This is a genomic window from Rossellomorea sp. LJF3 (genome assembly GCF_037046045.1).
Classification (GTDB): Bacteria; Bacillota; Bacilli; order Bacillales; family Bacillaceae_B; genus Rossellomorea.
This window is the reverse complement of the sequence record NZ_JBANLY010000014.1, coordinates 17,364-38,640: the sequence shown is the minus strand read 5'-3', so window position 1 is coordinate 38,640 and position 21,277 is coordinate 17,364. Positions and strand designations below refer to the sequence as shown.

The window sequence follows — 21,277 nt, the reverse complement described above, 5'->3', positions numbered from 1 at the left end:
AAGACAAAAAGAGGTCCGTCCCTCAAAAAAGGGACGAACCTCTCAATCTCTTTAGTTACGGATCAGGTAGTCGAATGCGCCGAGTGAGGCGGTGGCTCCTGATCCCATGGAGATGATGATCTGGTTGTAGGCACTGTCTGTACAGTCTCCTGCGGCGAATACGCCAGGGACGTTGGTGGCACCGTGTTTGTCCACGATGATTTCACCGGATTTCGTGCGATCTACAAGGTCGCCGAGCCAGTCCGTGTTTGGAACGAGTCCGATTTGGACGAATACGCCTTGCAGTTCGATGTGTTTCTCTTCATGAGTATCACGGTCGGTGTAGGTAATGCCGTTCACCTTATCCGTACCGGTGATTTCCTGTGTTTGTGCGTTCGTGATCACGGTCACGTTCGGCAGGCTGAAAAGACGTTTTTGCAGTACGTCGTCGGCTTTCAGTTCAGAGTTGAACTCAAGGACCGTAACGTGTTTGACGATTCCTGCAAGGTCGATGGCTGCTTCGATACCGGAGTTTCCTCCGCCGATGACAGCGACATCTTTGCCTTCGAACAGTGGTCCGTCACAGTGAGGGCAGTATGCCACTCCTTTGTTCTTGAACTCCTGTTCACCAGGAACGTTGATGTTGCGCCAGCGGGCACCTGTCGAGATGATCAGACTCTTACTCTTCAGGACTGCACCGTTTTCAAGCTCAAGCTCCACAAGATCTTTCTTCTCGAGGCGTTTTGCACGCTGAAGGTTCATGACATCGATGCCATAATTCTTCACATGCTCTTCAAGACTAGCCACAAGTTTCGGACCTTCCGTCTGCTTCACGCTGATGAAGTTCTCGATGCTCATCGTGTCAAGGACCTGACCGCCGAAGCGTTCAGCGACGATTCCCGTGCGGATCCCTTTACGTGCCGCATAAATCGCCGCACTGGATCCTGCAGGTCCGCCACCGACGACAAGGACGTCATACGGATCTTTATCCGATAGCTCATCCGCACCGGGACCTTCCACGATTTTAGAAAGAATTTCTTCCAGAGTCGTGCGGCCGCCGTTGAAGAATTCCGCATTCAGGTAGACAGCAGGAACGGCCATGACGTTCTTGCGTTCCACTTCTTCCTTAAATGCAGCTCCGTCGATCATCGTGTGTGTGATGTTCGGGTTCAGGACACTCATGATATTTAGTGCCTGAACCACGTCCGGACAGTTATGACAGCTTAGGCTGACATACGTCTCGAAGTGGTGTTCACCTTTGACACTTTTGATCTGATCGATCACGCTTTGATCCACTTTCGGTGCTCTGCCGCTCACTTGCAGGAGGGCAAGGACCAGGGAAGTGAATTCATGTCCAAGGGGAATCCCGGCAAACGTGATGCCGGTCTCCTCACCAGGACGATTCACGCTGAAGCTGGGTGTTCTTGTCAGTTCTGCTGTTTCCACTGAGATGCGGGATGACATGGAAGAGAGCTCTTCCACAAGAGAGAGCATCTCCTTCGACGTGTCATCGTCACCTGCACTGACTTTCAGGACGATGTCGCCTTCCATCATCTGCAGGTATTGTTCTAATTGTGCTTTAATATCTGCTTCGAGCATGTTTTAGCACTCCTTATAATTTACCAACTAGATCAAGGCTTGGCTTAAGTGTTTCAGAACCTTCCTGCCATTTAGCCGGGCAAACTTCGCCTGGGTTGTTGCGCACATATTGTGCCGCCTTGATTTTGCTTACTAAGATATCTGCGTCACGGCCGATTCCGCCAGCGTTGATTTCAACTGCTTGGATGATGCCATCCGGGTCGATGATGAATGTTCCGCGGTCAGCAAGACCATCTTCTTCATTTAATACATCGAAACCGCGAGTGATGCGTTGTGACGGATCACCGATCATTGCGTATTTGATTTTACCGATTTTTTCTGAGCTGTCGTGCCAGCCTTTATGTGTAAAATGAGTGTCCGTAGAAACTGAGTACACTTCTACGCCAAGCTCTTTAAGAGTTTCATAGTTATTCTGAAGGTCTTCAAGCTCTGTCGGGCATACAAATGTGAAGTCCGCAGGGTAGAAGCAGAAAATGCTCCATTGACCTTTCAGGCTTTCGTCTGTAACAGTGATGAACTCACCGTCTTTGAATGCTTCTGCTTTAAATGGTACGACTTGTGAACCGATTAATGACATAGTGTAAATTCCTCCTAGTAGTGGTTATGATTGAGAATCATTAACAGATTGTAATAATTCTAATTCGATATTCATTATTATATAAATGCGTTTTTTTGTCAAGGGAAAAGATTCTGTTTTAGAAGAGGGGGATTTTATGTTGAAAAAAGCTATGATACTACTATTCTTGCTCATACTTTTTCCACTGCAGATCAATGCCGAAACATCCGAGGGGATCCAAGAAGGAAGTGCGGGTGGTTTCCATTATCAAATGAGCATGGAAGATCGCACGCTAACTTGGGAAATCGGGCATGAGAACCGGAAGAAGACATTCCAGGAAAATAGTGAAAACGAAGAAGCACTGAAGAGTTTTCGGAAAGCGGTAAACGAAGCGTCAGCTCACCGATTCACCATGATCATATCGGCTGTATATGTTGTCATTGTCTGCATCACGACAATGATTTTTTATAAAAAAACAAAACATGTTCCTAGGTCAGCTGGGATCATTATTGCCTGTTTGGGAGGTATTGGGCTTTATTTTGCCCTGACGAATTATATGGATATGCAGGCTGCTCTTCAGGATGCAGGGTATTATTATGGATCACTGCTGGTGGAATGAGGCTATTTGGTGTAAAGCGGTTTAGGTATATGCAGCCCCCTTTTATAAGGTAAGTATACCTATTTTTTATAAAATTTAAAAAGCTGGTTGCAAAATGACACTCGTGTCGATATACTAAGAGTAAGAAAACGACACTAATGTCATTTTTAATAAAGGGGCGATGGGAAATGGAATCTTCTTTGCGGAAAAATAAGGGGTTCATTACGTTGATGACGGCGCAGGCGATTTCGGGTTTGGGTGATTGGTTGAGTATTGTGGCGATCATTACGCTGGTTGGGTTAAAATGGGAAGCAACACCGATGCAGATGTCGTTGATCATTCTAAGTCTGGCGCTGCCGATGGCTTTATTCGGACCAATCACGGGAACGATTGCGGACCGGATGGAGAGGAAGACGTTGATGGTGTTTTCCGATTTGGTGAGGGGTGTGCTGATTCTGCTCCTGACCCTGGCGACGAATGTGTGGATGGTATACGGCTGTTTGTTCCTGACGGGGATCTTCTCTTCTGTGTTCATTCCGGCGAAGAATGGGAAGTTGAAGGAACTTGTGGCAGATGAGAACATCAAGGGGGCCATGTCGCTTTCATCCACCATCGATTCAGGTACGAAGGTCATCGGGCCCCTCGTAAGCGGGATCCTCGTGTCCCTGATCGGAACGTACAATGTCTTCTATCTGGACTCCGCCACCTTTTTCCTGTCTGCGATCTTCATCTTCCTTTTACCAAAAGCCGTGAAAGAAGTGAAAGTGGAAGAGGAGAAGGGGGACGGACCTTCCTTCAAAGAGGAAATCAAAGTCGGATTCTCGTTCATTAAGAAAAGCCGTTTCTTATTATATGGATTGTTTTTACTGGGGATCAGCTTATTGATTCTCCAATTATCGGATTCTCAGTTCATCGTCCTGCTGCGCCAGTTGACGGATGTTTCACCGAATCTTCTGGGATATCTCGTGGCAAGCGCGGGTGTCGGGATGCTGATCACAGGCATCTATCTATCGAAAAAGACCGATTATAATGCATTCGTCTATATGTGTATCGGGGTATTCGGCATCGGGTTGGGATTTGGTTTGATGGGGATCCTGACGCATTATGATTTGAGTCTGTCCATGCTGTGGGTCCCGGTGCTGGGAATGATGGCAGGGGCATCTGCCGGCCTCGTCTTCATCCCGTTCCAGGCAGCGACCCAGGAGAAAACACCGGTTCACATGACGGGCAGGGTATTCGGTGTCGTCAACAGTACCACCACAACGGCGACCATTATCGGACCGCTCGCAGGGGGAGCCCTTGCCACGGTGATCGGGATCATTCCGTCTTTCATCATCACCGGTTCATTATTGATCGTATTATTCTTCGTATCCATTGCAGTAAGACATAAAGTAGAGGAGGAGACGGATGTCACCGAAAGTCAGTCAGGAGCACAAGGAGCAACGCCGCTCTAACTTATTGAAAGCCGCACGGGAAGTCTTCTGCGAGCACGGCTATGAAAACACCACCATGAAGCACGTCATGGAACGGGCCGGCGTCAGCAGGGGAGGATTATATCAATATTTTGAAAATAAAGAGGATCTTTTCGAAGCCTTGATTGAAGATGAGCTGATGGAGGTTGTCGAAGGATCCATTCAGGAGATGAGGAAGCAGCAGGGTTCTTATTGGGACGTCCTGCTCATGAGTTTTCTCGGGGAAAGCAAAGAGGCAACCAATGACATGGACGCCCTGGCCCCTTCCAAGCTTGAATATTTCATTACTGGACGCAACGATGAAAGCAGGAAGGAACACGCAAGGAAACGATTCCTTCAGGCCTACCAAATGACGGTCGACATCATCCATGAAGGTGTCAAGGCAGGGGAATTCTCACCCCGATTTAAGCCTGAAGTGATTGCCAAAAGCATCATTTCCCATATCGATGGGATGGCGATGGACCATGCGATCCTCGACTCTGAGACGATCCAATTGAAGGAACAGACCGAGTGGTTGATGGGATATGTGAAGTGGGGATTGGGTGTTGGAGAGTAGGGGAAGATTGCTGAGATGTTGAAAATTCTGCTGATAAATGCACCATTTCCTATACCACATGCAAAGGGAAAGGCACTCTGGACCAGTGGGGTCCTCGGTACCTTTCCCTTTTTCTGCATGACAGCCAAATAATAAGGAATAATAGTAGCGACAAGCAATCAGGAGGTAGAAGAATGACCCACGTATTTGAAGCGATATCAGCCATCATGAAAAATTTTACAGATGAAGCACCCAAGCCCCCGCTCCATGTTGGTGAAGTGATGGATCTTTGGACCGCCTTCACAGCCTTTCACGAAGCCCATGCCCTCTATCAGGTGGGACTGAACACCACGACGGACAAAGATTTGAGACATGTGTTAGAGAGCGCATTGGAAGCAAGCATGCTGGATACGAAAAAAATAGAGAAGTTCCTTTTAAAAGAAGGAGTCCCATTGCCCTTGGTCAATCCTAAGAAACCACTGTCAGAACAAAGTGCCGTGCCGGAAGGGGTCAAGTTGTCGGATGATGAGATTGCGAATCTCATCTCAGTTAAAGTGGCAACATCCATCACCTATTGCGCTCAGGCCATGTCCAAGACCGTCCGGACCGATGTCGGACTGATGTTCTTTTCCATCCAGATCAACCTGATGAAAATCGCTGCACCATTAAAGAACGTGATGATATCAAGGGGCTGGCTGCGAGTTCCCCCGAAGTATAATCCTCCGGGTTCACCTTAGAGGTGCGTTCTTTAGGGGAATCGCTGTTAAATGAGAATTTCGCTGATATAGTGGGAATAGCGAGTAAACGTAAAAAGATCTGCATCTTCAATTGAAGGTGTGGATCTTTTTACGTTTACGGTATAATCAACATTTCGTCGATAAATGATCCCTGTGCGCCAGGAATCACACATGAAAACGCATACCCAATCCCCCATCGGCACAACCTTAGGACATATGTCCTTTCACAAAACCACAACCTCCTATTTAATAGAACAAAGAATAGGAGGTTGTACGATGAAAGGTACTTTATTTGCCCTGTTTGGGGGGCTTTGCATTACGATGCAGGGGATCTTTAATGCACGGATGAGTGACGCGATCGGCGGGTGGCATACGACGTCGATGGTCCACCTCGTGGCGTTTGCGATTTCGATGACCATCTATATGAAAACAAGGGATGGAAAAGGGAAGAGCTTCAGAGAGGTGCCGTTTCTATATTTGATCGGAGGCACGTTCGGCGTGATCGTGGTGTTCTCGGAACTGACGGCGATCCACAGCATCGGGCCGGCAGCAGCGATTGCGATCCTGCTTGTGGCACAGATCGGGACGGCCTTTCTCATCGAGTCTAAAGGATGGTTCGGGGAAAAGAAAATCCCGGTTACAACGCGGCAGGTGGTCGGGCTTACGATGATGCTTGCAGGAGTCATCCTGTTTCAATTGTAGAAAAGGAGTCGGACGATGAAAGAAATTCAAGGTGCAAATCCAGACCAATATATCGCTCAATTTGAGCTGGACGATTTATTTCCGGTTGAATTCAGAAAACATATCAACATCTATTCCTTTGAAAAAGGGGATGTCCTATTTTCCACAGGGGAGGAACTAGATGAACTGTATTTCCTCATGGAAGGGAAGATCAAGATTTTCACCCATACACCGGAAGGCAAGCTGTTGATCAACCGGTTCAAGCGGCCCCTGGCCCTGATCGGGGATGTGGAATATTCGAAGGGAACGGCAGTCCTCAATTCGGTGGAAGCCGTCACGGACGGGGTGTTCCTGTCGGTCTGTTTCGATGATTTGGCCGCTCTTGAGAAGGAAAATCCCGCCATCATGCGCTTTCTGTTTGATACGGTGGCCCATAAGTTTTACACGGAATCTCATATCACGAGCATGCATATGCTGTACCCCGTCGAAGTGCGCCTCGCAAGCTATTTGCTGTCGATATCAGAAGCGGGGGAAGGGACCATGTTCCATCAGGAAATGCATACGTCGAACCTCATGGAGCTCGCCGAATGGATCGGCACGAGCTACCGACACCTGAACCGGGTGCTGAAGAAGATGGCGACGGATGACCTCATCGAACGGGTCAACGGTTCCATCACCATCAAGGATCTGGATAAACTCAGCAGCCTTGCGAAGGGAAACATCTATGAATAAGGAGGGTCTCACATGTTTGGAATCGGATTAGCCATCATCGCAGGAATATTAATCAGCCTGCAAAACGTATTCAACGCACGTGTCAGTGAAAAGACGGGACCATGGGCCACAACGAGCCTGGTGCTTGGACTCGGCCTCGTCTGTTCGCTGCCGGTTTTTTATAGTATGGAAGATAAGAGTCTGTTTGATTTTAGCGGCGTCAATCCTGTATTTCTTTTCAGCGGGGTGTTCGGTGTCGGCATCGTGTTTTTCCTGATGAGGGGAGTCACGTTGATCGGCCCGGCGTATGCGATCTCCATCGCACTTATCTCGCAGATCACAATCGCATTCATCGTCAACACGGGAGGCTGGTTCGGGTTTGAACCGTCCTCATTGTCCTGGGAAAAGCTGCTCGGGATCGCTTTGCTGATCGGTGGGGTGCTTGTGTATAAGTTGGAGAAGCGGACGGAAGGTAATGAGGAAGAAGTACGGGAGAGTATCGGGGCTTGATGTACGGTCAGATAGAAAAAACGCCTGTCCCTTTTGGGGAGCAGGCGTTTTTTTTGATAGTTGTAGAAGAACCAAGGTGAAATAAGCGGAGATATTCCGGCTAAATATAGGATGGAAGCTGTTTTGGGGATAAATAAGCGGAGATATTCCGCTTACGCCTAGAAAAAAACATTTATATTTGTATTTTTTGAGTGAATAGGCGGAATCTTTCCGTCTATTTCAGCCTTTTTAACACTTCATTCCTAATTAAGCGGAGATTCTCCGGTTATCTATCAGTTCTGGTGCTGAACGAGAACTCCCCACGCATAAGTGAGGCACCATTTTTTAAGAATGCCACTTCCCGATCTCTTCACCCATCTTCACCGGTCCTTTTTCCCGTGTAAAGCTGAACTTTCCTTTGGGTAAACAAACCACGACCGTCGATCCAAATGAAAAGTACCCGTAAGGATCTCCCCGGTGGACGACGTCACTCATATTCGTCCGGACGATCGAGTTCACATTCAGCGCCCCGACCATGACGTGGGCAAGAGGCGATCCTGCCACAGCAAAACGGGAGACGAGCCGGTAATTCCTGGTAAGGGGACGGACACCATGTGTGAGTCCCAGTTCATTCACGGGATCGGCGTGTTTCCCGAGTGTATAGACTTCCTCGACGGTGGCATCGATCGGCACGTGGACCCGATGATAATCGGTCGGGCTCAAGTAAAAGATGAGAACCTGACCGCCGGCATACGGGGCAGCTTTCTCAGCAGAACCCAGCAGTTCTTCCACCGTGTAATCCTGACCCTTTACCATGAACGTGCTCTCAGGTGTCAAGTCGTCGACGACGGATAAATATCCGTCACACGGGCTGACGAATGCATCCGGAGAATCGGCGATCGGTCGTGCATCCGACTTCAGTTCCCGCGTGAAAATATCATGAAGCGATCCGTAGTCACGGAGTCCCCGCGTGGCTTCTTCCATATTCAACTTATAGACTTTGGCAAAAGAAGCGATGAACGGTTTGCTCACCTTGGATTGGGCGAATGAGCGCAATCCTTTGGCGATGATGGGATGGCCGTTCAGTTCGAATACTTTTCGGTAAAATTTGGTTCTGATCATATGTGGTCACGTCCTTTGGGTTCTGGGATAAGCATTTGGATGAGAGATATCTTTTCGTTTTCATCCGTCGGTCTGTTCGATTTGAATTTACTCAGAAGCTCATTCATGCCTGCAGTCAACTCCTTGAGCTCGCCGGGTGTCACGTAAAGATCCAGCTGGTTATATCCGAAGGAATCCCGGGCAAGATCCGGGTCGTTCAGGAGATAACTCCTGGCCTGTCCCGTCACGGAGGATAGAAAGGTCATGAACAATTTAAGATGTTCTTCGCCTGACAGCTGCTCCAATTCTTCCACCGTCATATAGGGGCTGTCTTCCTGCATGGCATAGGTTTTCTCGACGGCACCGCGGATTTTCCGTTCATCGACGATATGAATGATTTTATTCTTCGTCAGCCGGTTCAAATGCCGGTAAAGGGTGGCCTGGGGGACATCCGCCATCCATTCTTTCAGCTCATGTACCGTAGCGGTCCCCTTTGAAAGGTGTTGGATGATCCGCATGCGGACCGGGTGGAGAAATAGGTCGGTATCTATTTGGGTCATTCGATTACATCCTTTTGTGATTGTTATCGATATTGATAATAATGGAGGGAGGGGGCTTTGTCAACGGAATTGTAGGAGTGATGAATGGGATCAGTGCAAAAAAGCCCCTTCCATCAAGGAAGAGGCACACTATACATTATCTTAAATCAAACCGATCTGCATCCATCACTTTTGCCCATGCGGCAACAAAGTCATGGACGAATTTTTCTTGATTGTCATTCTGCGCGTACACTTCTGCCAGGGCACGGAGCACGGAGTTCGAACCGAATACCAGGTCAAAGCGGGTAGCCGTTCTGACGACTTCACCGGTCTTGCGGTCGCGGCCTTCATATTGATTGAAGCCGGCCGGTTTCCATTCGATGCCCATGTCGAGGAGGTTGACGAAGAAGTCGTTCGTCAATGCACCGACGCGGTCCGTGAAGACGCCGTGTTTTGAATCGCCGTGGTTGGCGCCTAATGAACGCATGCCTCCGATCAGGACGGTCATTTCAGGAGCGGTCAGTCCTAAGAGCTGTGATTTGTCCACGAGCATTTCTTCCGGGCTGACGGCGTATTCCTGCTTCTGATAGTTGCGGAATCCGTCTGATACCGGCTCCAATACGCCGAAGCTGTCAGGGTCGGTCTGCTCCGCCGTTGCGTCGCCGCGTCCAGGTGAGAATGGTACGGTCACATCGAAGCCTGCTTCACGCGCTGCTTTTTCGATACCTGCGTTTCCGCCAAGAACAATCAGGTCGGCAAGGCTGACTTTTTTATCAAGCTTGCTTTGAAGATCTTCGTAGACACCCAGTACCTTCTCGAGCTGAGCCGGCTCGTTCACTTCCCAGTCCTTCTGAGGAGCGAGGCGGATGCGGGCACCGTTCGCGCCGCCGCGCATGTCGGAACCGCGGTAGGTGCTGGCGGATGCCCAGGCGGTTTTCACGAGCTCGCTTACGGTTAAGCCGGTATCAAGAATTTTTTCTTTCAGCGAAGAGACTTCACTGTCGGAAAGATCGTAGTCCACTGAAGGAACCGGATCCTGCCAGATCAATTCTTCGTCCGGAACCTCTGGACCCCAGTAGCGTGCTTTCGGACCCATGTCACGGTGAAGTAGCTTGAACCAGGCACGGGAGAAGGCGTCGGCGAATTCTTCCGGATTTTCATAGAAATGACGGGAGATCTTTTCGTAATCAGGATCCATGCGGAGCGCCATATCCGCCGTCGTCATCATCGTTTTCACTTTGATGGACGGATCTTCGGCATCCGGAGCCATATGTTCTTCAGTCATCCCGACCGGCGTCCATTGGGAAGCGCCGGCTGCACTCTTCGTCTTCTCCCACTCGTAGCCGAATAGAAGGTCGAAGTAGCCGTTATCCCATTTCGTCGGATTCGTTGTCCAGGCACCATCGACACCGCTTGAAATCGTGTCACGTCCTTTTCCGCTGCCGTATGAGCTGAGCCAGCCGAGTCCCTGGTTTTCAATGTCGGCAGCTTCCGGATCATCTCCGACAAGCTCGGCATCACCGGCTCCATGGGCTTTCCCGAATGTGTGACCGCCTGCGATCAGGGCGACGGTTTCGTAGTCGTTCATCCCCATGCGTCCAAATGTGTCGCGGATGTCACGGGCACTTCCCAGTGGATCCGGTTCGCCGTTCGGTCCTTCCGGGTTCACGTAGATGAGACCCATCTGAACGGCAGCGAGTGGATTCTCAAGCTCCCGGTCACCGGAGTAACGGTTGTCGGCCAGCCATTCTTTCTCGTTGCCCCAATACACATCTTCCTCGGGATGCCAGATGTCTTCGCGGCCGGCACCGAATCCGAAGGTCTTCAAGCCCATGGATTCAAGGGCGACGTTACCTGTCAGGACGAGGAGGTCTGCCCATGAAATCATGTTGCCGTACTTTTGCTTGATCGGCCATAACAGGCGGCGGGCTTTATCGAGGTTGACGTTATCCGGCCAGCTGTTCAGTGGAGCAAAGCGCTGTGAACCTGAGGAACCGCCTCCGCGACCGTCCGTTTCGCGGTATGTACCTGCTGCGTGCCAAGACATACGGATGAAGAAGGGGCCGTAGTGACCGTAGTCGGCGGGCCACCAATCCTGGCTGTCTGTCATGAGATTGTGGAGATCCTGCTTCAATGCATCATAGTCAAGCTTTGCGAATTCTTCTTTATAATTGAAGTCTTCCCCCATAGGATTGGACTTCCGGTCATGCTGGCGAAGGATGCTGAGGTTCAGCATGTTCGGCCACCATTCTTTGTTCGTCGTTCCTCCAGGAGCTGTCGTCGTCGTGATGGCACTATCCTTGTGATGAGTGAACGGACATTCTCCGGATGCTGCGGAGTGATCCTTTTGATCAGGGCGATTTTCTTTTTCCATTACGATTCACCTTCCTGTTTTAAAATATGGGGCAAAGCAAACTACCACAAAAATAGTGTGATAATTATAATAATTCTTAATTATCATTATAAAAGATGAGAATGGTTATTGAAAGCGTGAAGCTTCTTTGGATGGTGAATTTTTACATGGAGTTTTTTAAAAGAATGGAGGAAGAGAGGATGAAAAATTTGCGAGAGGACACATAGAGGGATGATCAAGCAAAAAAGGAGATGAGTGGGGAGAAGCTCATCTTTTTTTATTTGTTTGCCCTTTTTTTCTTGATCACCTCATAGGCCGTTTCACCAAAAAAGAGAAAGAGCAGGAAGGAGAGGACAACCAATTCGGCCACTTCCATGACGCGAAAGGGACTGACGGCATTTTGCAAGGCATTTGATACGTCGAAACCTTGAAGAATATCGAGGCCTAATGAAAACCCCATTAAACATCCCATCATTAATAGTGTAATACCCATGACTTTCATGCAGATCACGCTCCTTCCCTTAGGTTCTTCCCATGGATGGAGGTTCATTCCTTTGTTAAAAATTACATAAATATCCCTCTTATGGTTACAGTAATAAAAAATGAGAGAAGGGTGCCGGGATCTATGTCTTCGTTCTTTAAAGGCCGTAAACCAAAGAAGAACCAACAACCAGAAAACCAAGCTTCTGATACCTCGGAAGAATATATACAACGTTCATTATCCGTCAACCTCGATATGATCCGGCAAAAAACGGGGAACAGTCCAGATGTCATCATCCGCCGGTTGAAAATGGGAAAGGAGGCCTCTATTGAAACGGCGATTGTGTATGTAGAAGGGATCGTCGACAATCAATCGATTCAGGAGTTCCTGCTGCAGTCCATGATGAAGGATGATCATAAGGAAGAGTTGAATGAAGACGATGCGATCAGTCTGATTTCGGAAGACATGATGACGGTGGGGAATATGTCATCGACCGATAAGTGGGTGGAGCTGTTTGGCTCGTTGATGGGAGGTGACACGATTGTCCTGGTGGACGGGACTGCGAAGGCGTTGAGTGCCTGCACGAAAGGGGGCGAAACGCGCTCCATTTCGGAATCCACCACTCAAATGGTCGTCCGCGGGCCAAAGGGGGCGTTTACGGAATCGATCGGGACCAATACGGCGATGGTACGGCGCATCATCAAGACCCCTGATTTATGGCTTGAATCCATGAAGATCGGCCGCGTGACGAAGACCGACGTGACGCTGATGTACATACATGGCATTGCCAATGAAGAAGTGATCGAGGAGATCCGGCAGCGATTGAAGAAGATCGACATCGACAGCATTTTGGAATCGGGGTATATCGAACAACTGATTGAAGATCAAACGATGACGCCGTTTCCGACGATTTTCAACACGGAACGGCCGGATGTAGTGGCAGGGAATCTGTTTGAGGGGCGGATCGCCATCTTTGTGGATGGAACCCCTTTTGTGCTGATCGCTCCTGCCCTATTCATTCAATTTTTTCAGTCGGCAGAGGATTATTATGCCCGTTTTGATATTGCGACATCGATCCGGCTGCTGCGCATCTTGATGTTCACGATTTCCCTCATTGCCCCTGCGACCTTTGTGGCGGTCACGACCTTTCACCAGGAAATGGTGCCGACGACGCTCATTGTGGCGATAGCCGCCCAGAGGGAATCGGTTCCGTTTCCGGCATTCGTGGAAGCCCTCCTGATGGAAATCACGTTTGAAATCCTGAGGGAAGCGGGGATCCGGTTGCCGAAAGCGATCGGTTCTGCCGTCTCGATCGTCGGTGCCCTTGTCATCGGACAGGCAGCCGTGCAAGCGAGCATTGTGTCACCGGCGATGGTCATTATCGTATCGATCACGGCGATTGCGAGTTTTGCCACGCCATCATTTGATATGGCGATTTCGGCGCGTCTGATCCGCTTCTTATTCATGATCGGTGCCGCGACCTTTGGATTCTACGGGATCATATTGATCTTCCTTTTGATGGTCGTCCATTTATGCAGTCTCCGTTCTTTCGGTGTGCCTTATATGGCCCCGTTTGCTCCGTTCATCCCGGTGAATAATAAAGATACCTTTGTGCGGCTGCCTTGGTGGACCCTCCGTCAGAGACCGCGCCTCATAAGTGCGAATGCGGTTCGGGAAGGTGCCAATCAAGGCCCTGAATCCCCTGCCTCCCGTACGATGGTCAAAGGAGACGGCAAAGGAGGCGATCACAATGGCTCGTAAAATGAAGATGCTCTTCATCGTGATGTCCATCTCCTTTTTTCTTTCGGGCTGTTGGAGTAAGAAAGAGTTGACCGACCTTGCCATCGTAGCCGCAATGGGTGTGGATAAAACGGAGGACGGGAAGTATGTCATGACCCTTCAGATCATCAATCCCGGGAACGTGGCTGGAAGCATGTGGGGCGGCAGTACTCAAAGCCCACCAGTGACGATTTATTCGGCTATGGGGAATAATTTAGTAGAAGCAAGCAGGCGCGCATCCAGCAAGATCTCCCGGAGATTGTATTATGCCCATACCAATCTGGTCGTGATCGGGGAGGAGCTTGCGAGGGAAGAGGGAGTAGCGACTTTCATCGATGCCATCGACCGGGATCATGAATTCCGGATCACGACGACGATGGTGATCGCGAATCATTCTTCGGCTGAAGATCTGCTCCGTACCTTGACCCCCGTTGATAAGACTCCTGCAAATAAGGTGCTGAAGACATTGGAATTCTCCCAGAAGAAGTGGGGACATAATGTAAAGACGTCGATTCAGGACGTGATGAAAGGGCTTCATTCATCCAAAGGGGCGACCGTTGTCTCGGGGTTTCGTCTTATTGGCGACCCAAAGCAAGCAGGCCTGCCTGAAAATATCCAGGGAAGTGAACCTGAAGCCACCCTTGAAGCCAGTGGGATCGGGATTATCAAAGACGGGAAATTAGTCGATTGGCAATACGGCAAATCGGCAAGGGGAACCGTGTGGATCAGGGATGAGATCCAGGGGACGGACATCAACATTGATTGGAAAGGAAAGAAAGAAGCCATCGCCTATGAAACGAACCGGCAAAAAACGACCGTGTCAGGCGTTATGAAGAACGGCCGGCCACATGTCTCGATTCACACACGGGTCGAAGGAAGCATAGGAGAGATGAGTGAGCCCATCGACATCACCGATGGTAAGATGATTCCACAAATGGAAAAAAAGGTCGAAAAAGCGATTGAAGGAGAAATAAAAAAAGCGATCGAGCAGGCCCAAGCCAATAAAGCGGACATCTTTGGTTTTGACCAAGTCATCCGCCGTTCGAGACCGGATGATTGGAATAGGCTTAAAGAGATGTGGAACGAGGTTTATTTTCCGGATGTGAAGGTGGATGTTACGGTGGAAGCCTACATCCGACGGGCCGGACTACGGAATAAATCGTTTCTTTCAAGCTTAGAAGAAGCGTGAGGAAAAGGAGGGACACGTAAAGTGGAAAAGGCGAACATCAGTAACATTCAGCTCTTTGTCTTAATGGTGTTATTTGAAATGGGAAGCTCTTTACTCGTCCCTCTTGCCATCGATGCGAAACAGGATGCGTGGCTTGCAATCATGTTCGGGATGATCGCAAGTTTCGTCCTGTTGCTCGTCTATCACAAACTGTACACGTATTATCCGGACCTCCTGCCGACGGAATACATGCAGAAGATTCTCGGAAAAGTGGCAGGGACGGCCCTTGCCTTTCTTTATCTATTTTATTTTATGTATGACGCGTCAAGGGTTCTCCGGGACTTTGGTGAAATGCTGCTGACCTTTGCGTATCCGGAAACTCCGTTATTCATTGCGAATGCCCTCTTGATGCTGGTTATTATCTATACGGTCCGGAAGGGGATCGAAGTCATCGGACGGTCGGGAGAACTGCTGTTTATGTTCATGTTTACACTGTCGGTCGTTGGATTCATCCTGATCGTCGTTTCCGGGCTCATCGATTTCACCAACCTGCAGCCGGTCCTCGAAGAAGGATTGATGCCAGTCCTGAAAGTGACTTTCACCCAAACCTTGTATTTCCCGTTTACGGAAGCCTTTGTCTTTACGATGATCCTGCCGTATTTGAATAATCCCAAGAAGGCGAAGTTGACGATGTTTTGTGCCACGGGATTGAGTGGCATCAACCTGATCCTGACCATGCTCATCAATATCAGTGTCCTTGGGGTGGATCTGACGGCCCGTTCCCAATTCCCCCTTCTTAGTACGGTCCAGTCGATACAGGTGGCCGACTTTCTGGAACGCCTGGATGTCTTCTTTATGCTTGGATTGGTGATTGGGATTTTCTTGAAGATCAGCATCTTCTTTTATGCGGCGGTCATCGGAACGGCAAGCGTATTCAAGATTCAATCGCCATCACGACTCGCCTATCCACTCGGTCTGATTGTCCTATTCATGTCGATGTCGATTGCGAGCAATTTCCAGGAACATATCCATGAAGGGCTGAAGGTAGCCATGTACGTGCTGCATTTGCCTCTGCTGGTCGTCACTCCGATTCTCCTCCTTCTCATCGCTTTCGTGAAAAATAGAAAAAATAAAAGGGACAGGGCGATGTAAGAAGAATACATATAAGATGGATAAATAAAGGAAGTGGATGGAATGGATCTGGAAACCGTGATGAAGGAACTGGAAGCCCTCGGCAAGGAACGAACGAAGAAAATGTACCTATCGAACGGTGCCCGTGAGCCGGTATTTGGCGTCGCAACTGGTGCCATGAAGCCGATGGCGAAGGAAATCAAGAAGGATCAGGCCCTGGCAGAGGAGTTATACGCTACGGGAAATTACGATGCCATGTACTTTGCCGGCGTCATTGCCGACCCGGAAGTGATGACCGAAGCGGACTTTGACCGCTGGATCGAAGTGGCGTACTTCTATATGCTGTCCGATTACGTGGTGGCGGTCACCTTGTCAGAAGCCGACATTGCGCAGGATGTGGCAGATAAGTGGATTGCAAGCGGGGACGAATTGAAAATGTCCGCGGGCTGGAGCTGCTACTGCTGGCTCCTCGGGAACCGGAAGGACGAAGAGTTTTCCGAAGAGAAGCTTAGGGGAATGCTCCAGAAAGTGAAAGACACGATCCACGATGCACCGGAACGGACGAAATCGGCGATGAATAACTTCGTCGGGACCGTGGGGGTGTCGTATGTTCCCCTTCATGAAGAGGCCCTCGAGACCGCAAAGGAAATCGGTCCTGTCGAGATGGTCAGGGAAGGGAAGAAAAATAGTGTCCTGAAGTCTGCCGATGATATTCAGAAACAGGTGGAGAAGGGGCGAATCGGGTTTAAGCGGAAGTATGTGAGGTGTTAGGTTTAGTTTAATAGATTAAAAGAAACCATAGGGACAGGTCCCGTAAGAACAAATGGGAGGAACACTATGACTAGTAATATATCCTTTATCCGATCAGCACATTTAGCCCATGTTGATTATGCCTATGCATCACGAGTCCCTTCAGACATGGACATCCTTTTTTTAGCCGGTGCCTGTCCTCTGAATGAAAAAGGGGACGTTCCTCATGCACAGGATTACGCACTTCAGGCCAAGCTGTGTGTGGAAAATATGAAGGAAGTACTGAAAGAGAGTGGTGCCTCCTTGAAGGACGTCGTCTACACCCGTGTCCTAGTTGCGTCTCATCATCGGTCCGATTTAGTGACAGCTTGGGAGGCGATAAGAAAAGAGTTTGGGGATCATGACGTTCAGAGTACATTATCGGGAGTGACAGTGCTCGGATATACTGATCAGTTGGTGGAAATTGAGGCGGTTGCGGCGATTAGGAAAGTATAAAACCAGAGGGACAGGTACCGCGGCTCGTTTTGAGACTCTGGACCTGCCCCACTGTTGCATTTGGAAGGGGAGTGGATGTATGTTAACACATTCTGAGTTCAACCAGGAAACAGCAGAGCTGAATTGGAAGAATCGTATAAAGAAAGGAATAACGAATGGTCAGATGAGGAGGAAGCGTTTCTTACAAATCCTGTCCTCTACCAGACGATTGCCGATGAATTTACCAACTGGTCCACGAGCTGCACCGAAATCAAGTCTGGTAAATCGTTTCCGAATATCCCCCTGATTGTCATCGCAAGAGATGAAGAACTCTCTGCCAAGCCTTACATTGAATATGGCATACCGGAAGAGGAAGCTTTGCTTCATGAACAGGAGTGGCGTGAACTGCAACTAGGGCTTGCACAGTTATCAGAAATGGGGGAACTTGTCATTGCGGAGGGGAGTGACCATGAGGTACATAAAGATCAGCCGGGAATTGTGGTGGAATGTTTACAGAGGTTAAAAGAGGGACAGGTTCCCAGGCCCAAATGAGCCAAGGAACCTGTCCATGTTTTATTTTTTCGGTATTTTTACAGAAAGTCATCAATTTTTTTAAAAAGGTGTAAATGGACGGATTGAAAATGAGAGAAGCATGGAGATGGTGATACGGTAGTATGTAGGGAATATGATTTATGAGAATGAGGTCTTTAAAGCTGTGGCAGTCACTCAGTCTGGTGATGAAGTCATGTTCACTGGGAAGGCACGAGTGTTTGAAGGGGTCTTTCAATATGCTCTTTATGCTGGGGACAACGAAGTGGAAACAAGCAACTACCAAACAGATGGTGCCCCTGCCTGGGGTGAATTTACCATTACGTTTAAAAATGAATTAGTCACAAGAGTGGGGTTGTTTTACTACTCAGCAAAAGAGGGGTCGAAGATGGTTTCCCTTGAAATTCCGATTTCAAGGGAATAGGCAAGGTCAGAATGAAGAAAAGCTGGATGACCTAGGCTATGCGATTCCGTTTTCGGTGGATACATCAATTGACCAGAGCACTAGAGGGACCGCACTTATCGGTCGGGAGAATAGGCGGAAAAATTCCGCTTAATTCGTCATCACGACTTAAGAAAGGCTGAATTAGACGGAAAAATTCCGCCTATTTACTTAAAAGAACAAAAAATAGGTGATTTTTCTGTGCGTAAGCGGAAAAACTCCGCTTATTTACCCCAAAAACAAGTACCCTACTGAATGTAACCGGAATATCTCCGCTTATTTTACTTTTGCAGGTTCTTCTATCATGGGCCATCATCTATTTGATGTACCGTTTCATAAGTAGAATAAAGAAACTCGCCAATGGCGAGTTCTCCTTTTTTACTCGATACGACACATATCTTTATAAAACCACCATAAGACAGAACGATTCAGACCCATGTCTTCCCGCCTTTTTGGATGGTGCCAAGGAACCTGTCCCTCTGTAAAAAAAGGAAGCACGAGAACCGTCCCCATGCTTACGTCTTAGGAAACGTAAATCCTTCCCCAAACACATCCCGCACATCGTGAACGACAACGAATGCTTTCTCATCAATCTGCTGGATCATTTTCTTCAGTAAGAAGAGCTCCTGTTTGTTGATCACGACATATAAGATATCTTTCGACGCTTTTGAATAGTGACCTCTTGCGTTGATGATGGTGACGCCACGGTCCATTTTGGCGCTGACTTTCTCGGCGATGGCATCGGTATCCTGGGAGATGATCGTGACCGCCTTCCGTGTATCGAATCCGTCGATCAGGTAATCGAGGATCTTTGTGCTGATATAGATGGAAATCCCGGTGTACATCGTGTTTTCAATTCCGATGACGAACATGGAACTGAGGACGACAATAATATCGAACACAAACATACTCGTACTGACACCCCATCCGAATCGCTGGTTGAGCATGCGGGCCACAATCGTGGATCCACCTGTCGTCCCGCCTGAACGCAGGACAAGGCCAAGTCCGATCCCGATGAACACCCCGGCAAACACGGTGCCAAGCATAATGTCGACAGAGTCCCCCATCCCTTCTGTTAATTGAATGAAGAGGGAGGTAAAGAAGATGGCAAGCATGGTGTACCAGGTTACCCGTTTATTTAAAACCTTATATCCGATCGCGAGCAGAACCCCGTTCATGGCGAAGTTCGTGATACCCGGCGACCAATCGAATACATAGTAAAGAATCATCGAAATCCCCGTCACGCCGCCTTCCCCAAGCTCATTCGGAATCGCAAACAAATTGACCCCGAGGGCGAAGAATAAGGAGCCGATAATGATCAGTGTGATTTCTTTCGTTGTTGAATTCATATGCTCACTCCGTTCTCAATTGATACTAGGATACTATAGCACATGGGGGACCGCGGGGACAGGTCCCTTGGTTGTTTTTTAAAAGGTGGATGATGGCTTGATGAGGAATTCTAAAATTAGATCTTTCGGATTACTTATTTTTCGTTTTAGCGTAATAAAATAATTGTCGAAACGTGTCAGAAGTGCTAAGGTTAAAATGTAATACCAAAAATAATTGGAATTTTAAGGGAAAGGAAGGTATATGTCGTTTGGGGTTCAAGGTAAAAACAATAAAATATGGCGGCTGGACTGTCGAAAGGATGAAATGAGAATGAGTACGATAAAAGCAAAGAAGTCCCCTGAATTGACAGATTTTTCCGCAATTTCACTGAGACGATTACAACGGATCGATTTCAAGATGATCGCTTCGATCGTCATCAGCTTGCTGATCAGCACCCCCATCTCCGCTTACATAAACGGCCTCATCAAAGACTACATCGATGGCAGTTACGGTGTTTATGTCAACACACTCATATCATTACTTGTGACCACAACGATCATTTCATTATTTGTACGTTTTCTCATCATCAATCCATTGAACAAAGTAGAAGGAGCCATCAAGCAGGCGGCTCAAGGTGATTTGACGGTAGCCGTAAATAGCCGGTCCAATGACGAAATCGGCCGACTGTCCCATTCATTTGATAAGATGGTTGCGAACCTCGGTGATCTCCTTGATAAATCCAACCAGACGGTGATAAAGGTCAGTGATTATTCAACCCAGTTAAATTCCATCGCAGAAGAAAATACCAAAGCGATTGATGCCATCACGTCGACCATCCAGGAGGTGGCAGCGGGTTCCGAGGGGCAGGCAAAAAGCTCGGCAAAACTCGTGATTGCTTCCAAGGAAATCGCAGAAGGAATGGAACAATCGGCTGCAGCCATCCAATCCGTCGCTAAAACGTCCATGTCGGCAAGTGCTAAGGCAGCAAAAGGAAATGAGGCAGCAGTGGATACGGTGAAACGCATGCAGGAAATCCGACAGTCGGTTGGGGAGACATCCGAATTACTTCAGGCCCTTGATAGTAAATCGGATCAAATCGGCGAAATCGTCAAGATGATCACGAGCATTGCCGATCAAACCAATCTCCTTGCACTGAACGCAACGATTGAAGCTGCGAGGGCCGGTGAACACGGCAAGGGATTTGCGGTAGTGGCAGAAGAAGTCCGCAAGCTTGCCGAGCAATCCGGGAATGCCGGGGACAAGATCCGCCTCATCATCGGGGAGATCCAATCGGAAACGAACAAAGCGGTCCAATCGATGAACCAAGGCAGGACCATCATCGAAAGCGGCATCGTGATGGTCGACCGCACAGGGGACAGCTTCAAGGAAATCACCGGCGACATCGAGAATGTCTCCCGCCAGACCCATGAAGTCTCAGCCATCATCGAGGAAGTGAACGCAAGCACGGTCAACATGCTGACCATGATCGAGAACATTGCCGTCATCGCCGACCAGACGTCGGGAAGCATACAGACGGTCAGTGCTGCTTCAGAAGAACAAGCCGCCTCCATGCAGGAAATCGCATCCAACGTCAACATGCTCAATGGGATGTCACGGGATCTTCGCGGGGACTTGAGCCAGTTTAAAGTGAATGGGGAACTCTGAGATTCGATCATCCCCCTAAGTAATGGTATGCCAAGGGAACATTCCCCTTGGCATATTTTATTGTATCCGTTCCGATATCCGTCCAGTAAAATTGATTAATATAAGTTCTGAATTTTTTTTGTAACAAAATTACGCCATCACAGTCTTACTTAGGAAGGG

Annotated in this window: 22 protein-coding genes; 15 read left to right on the top strand and 7 right to left on the bottom strand. The window is 48.7% G+C overall.

From position 1 onward, the window contains the following. Positions 1 to 51: 51 nt before the first annotated feature. Positions 52 to 1,578, bottom strand: a complete 1,527-nt coding sequence (ahpF, locus tag V8G47_RS13895; RefSeq protein ID WP_336200647.1) for an alkyl hydroperoxide reductase subunit F — start codon at positions 1,576 to 1,578, stop codon at positions 52 to 54. A 13-nt stretch (positions 1,579 to 1,591) separates the two neighbouring features. After that, complete coding sequence (ahpC, locus tag V8G47_RS13890) at positions 1,592 to 2,155, bottom strand: alkyl hydroperoxide reductase subunit C (RefSeq protein ID WP_113971351.1); 564 nt, start codon at positions 2,153 to 2,155, stop codon at positions 1,592 to 1,594. A gap of 139 nt (positions 2,156 to 2,294) precedes the next feature. On the opposite strand from ahpC, the gene V8G47_RS13885 reads away from it, so the two are divergent. From V8G47_RS13885 to V8G47_RS13855, 7 genes are all read left to right on the top strand, one after another. Continuing rightward, positions 2,295 to 2,753 carry a geobacillin-26 family protein gene (locus V8G47_RS13885; RefSeq protein WP_336200646.1) on the top strand — a complete coding sequence of 153 codons (459 nt, stop codon included), beginning with the start codon at positions 2,295 to 2,297 and terminating at the stop codon, positions 2,751 to 2,753. 167 nt (positions 2,754 to 2,920) lie between these two features. Then, positions 2,921 to 4,186 (top strand): MFS transporter, encoded by a 1,266-nt coding sequence (locus tag V8G47_RS13880; protein WP_336200645.1) that lies wholly within the window; start codon positions 2,921 to 2,923, stop codon positions 4,184 to 4,186. Continuing rightward, the gene (locus tag V8G47_RS13875; protein WP_336200644.1) at positions 4,140 to 4,760 is read left to right on the top strand and encodes a TetR/AcrR family transcriptional regulator; all 621 of its coding nucleotides are present in this window, start codon (positions 4,140 to 4,142) and stop codon (positions 4,758 to 4,760) included. The genes V8G47_RS13880 and V8G47_RS13875 overlap by 47 nt, the downstream gene beginning before the upstream one ends. A 173-nt stretch (positions 4,761 to 4,933) precedes the next feature. Continuing rightward, entirely contained in the window at positions 4,934 to 5,476 is a 543-nt protein-coding gene (locus V8G47_RS13870; protein ID WP_336200643.1) for a DUF3231 family protein, read from the top strand. Positions 5,477 to 5,752: 276 nt separating this feature from the next. Further along, positions 5,753 to 6,178 carry a DMT family transporter gene (locus tag V8G47_RS13865; protein WP_336200642.1) on the top strand — a complete coding sequence of 142 codons (426 nt, stop codon included), beginning with the start codon at positions 5,753 to 5,755 and terminating at the stop codon, positions 6,176 to 6,178. Positions 6,179 to 6,193: 15 nt separating this feature from the next. Beyond that, complete coding sequence (locus tag V8G47_RS13860) at positions 6,194 to 6,889, top strand: Crp/Fnr family transcriptional regulator (protein ID WP_336200641.1); 696 nt, start codon at positions 6,194 to 6,196, stop codon at positions 6,887 to 6,889. Positions 6,890 to 6,901: 12 nt separating this feature from the next. Next, positions 6,902 to 7,378, top strand: a complete 477-nt coding sequence (locus V8G47_RS13855; RefSeq protein ID WP_336200640.1) for a DMT family transporter — start codon at positions 6,902 to 6,904, stop codon at positions 7,376 to 7,378. 324 nt (positions 7,379 to 7,702) lie between these two features. Here V8G47_RS13855 and V8G47_RS13850 read toward each other — a convergent pair whose 3' ends face one another. The 4 genes from V8G47_RS13850 to V8G47_RS13835 form a co-directional block, all read right to left on the bottom strand. Further along, positions 7,703 to 8,479, bottom strand: a complete 777-nt coding sequence (locus V8G47_RS13850) for a phosphatidylserine decarboxylase (RefSeq protein WP_336200639.1) — start codon at positions 8,477 to 8,479, stop codon at positions 7,703 to 7,705. Continuing rightward, complete coding sequence (locus V8G47_RS13845; protein WP_336200638.1) at positions 8,476 to 9,018, bottom strand: helix-turn-helix domain-containing protein; 543 nt, start codon at positions 9,016 to 9,018, stop codon at positions 8,476 to 8,478. Before V8G47_RS13845 ends, V8G47_RS13850 begins: the two co-directional genes overlap by 4 nt. 136 nt (positions 9,019 to 9,154) lie before the next feature. Continuing rightward, positions 9,155 to 11,371 (bottom strand): catalase/peroxidase HPI, encoded by a 2,217-nt coding sequence (gene katG / locus V8G47_RS13840; RefSeq protein WP_336200637.1) that lies wholly within the window; start codon positions 11,369 to 11,371, stop codon positions 9,155 to 9,157. A 256-nt stretch (positions 11,372 to 11,627) separates the two neighbouring features. Next, a complete protein-coding gene (locus tag V8G47_RS13835) occupies positions 11,628 to 11,852 on the bottom strand; it encodes a hypothetical protein (protein WP_336200636.1) in 225 nt (74 codons plus the stop codon). Positions 11,853 to 11,975: 123 nt separating this feature from the next. On the opposite strand from V8G47_RS13835, the gene V8G47_RS13830 reads away from it, so the two are divergent. From V8G47_RS13830 to V8G47_RS13800, 7 genes are all read left to right on the top strand, one after another. Beyond that, on the top strand, positions 11,976 to 13,592 hold the full coding sequence (locus tag V8G47_RS13830) for a spore germination protein (RefSeq protein ID WP_336200635.1): 1,617 nt from the start codon (positions 11,976 to 11,978) through the stop codon (positions 13,590 to 13,592). Beyond that, on the top strand, positions 13,582 to 14,799 hold the full coding sequence (locus V8G47_RS13825; protein ID WP_336200634.1) for a Ger(x)C family spore germination protein: 1,218 nt from the start codon (positions 13,582 to 13,584) through the stop codon (positions 14,797 to 14,799). The genes V8G47_RS13830 and V8G47_RS13825 overlap by 11 nt, the downstream gene beginning before the upstream one ends. Before the next feature lie 21 nt (positions 14,800 to 14,820). Then, positions 14,821 to 15,930: a GerAB/ArcD/ProY family transporter gene (locus tag V8G47_RS13820; protein WP_336200633.1), complete on the top strand. Its 1,110-nt coding sequence runs from the start codon at positions 14,821 to 14,823 to the stop codon at positions 15,928 to 15,930. 42 nt (positions 15,931 to 15,972) lie between these two features. Next, a complete protein-coding gene (locus V8G47_RS13815) occupies positions 15,973 to 16,680 on the top strand; it encodes a DNA alkylation repair protein (RefSeq protein ID WP_336200632.1) in 708 nt (235 codons plus the stop codon). A 66-nt stretch (positions 16,681 to 16,746) separates the two neighbouring features. Continuing rightward, positions 16,747 to 17,154, top strand: a complete 408-nt coding sequence (locus tag V8G47_RS13810) for a RidA family protein (protein WP_336200631.1) — start codon at positions 16,747 to 16,749, stop codon at positions 17,152 to 17,154. 123 nt (positions 17,155 to 17,277) lie between these two features. Continuing rightward, on the top strand, positions 17,278 to 17,685 hold the full coding sequence (locus V8G47_RS13805) for a hypothetical protein (RefSeq protein WP_336200630.1): 408 nt from the start codon (positions 17,278 to 17,280) through the stop codon (positions 17,683 to 17,685). 133 nt (positions 17,686 to 17,818) lie between these two features. Then, the gene (locus V8G47_RS13800) at positions 17,819 to 18,106 is read left to right on the top strand and encodes a Gmad2 immunoglobulin-like domain-containing protein (protein ID WP_336200629.1); all 288 of its coding nucleotides are present in this window, start codon (positions 17,819 to 17,821) and stop codon (positions 18,104 to 18,106) included. A 533-nt stretch (positions 18,107 to 18,639) separates the two neighbouring features. Here V8G47_RS13800 and V8G47_RS13795 read toward each other — a convergent pair. Next, positions 18,640 to 19,473, bottom strand: a complete 834-nt coding sequence (locus tag V8G47_RS13795; protein ID WP_336200628.1) for a YitT family protein — start codon at positions 19,471 to 19,473, stop codon at positions 18,640 to 18,642. A 310-nt stretch (positions 19,474 to 19,783) separates the two neighbouring features. On the opposite strand from V8G47_RS13795, the gene V8G47_RS13790 reads away from it, so the two are divergent. Then, positions 19,784 to 21,118, top strand: coding sequence for a methyl-accepting chemotaxis protein (locus tag V8G47_RS13790; RefSeq protein ID WP_336200627.1), 1,335 nt, complete (start codon positions 19,784 to 19,786; stop codon positions 21,116 to 21,118). Positions 21,119 to 21,277 lie beyond the last annotated feature (159 nt).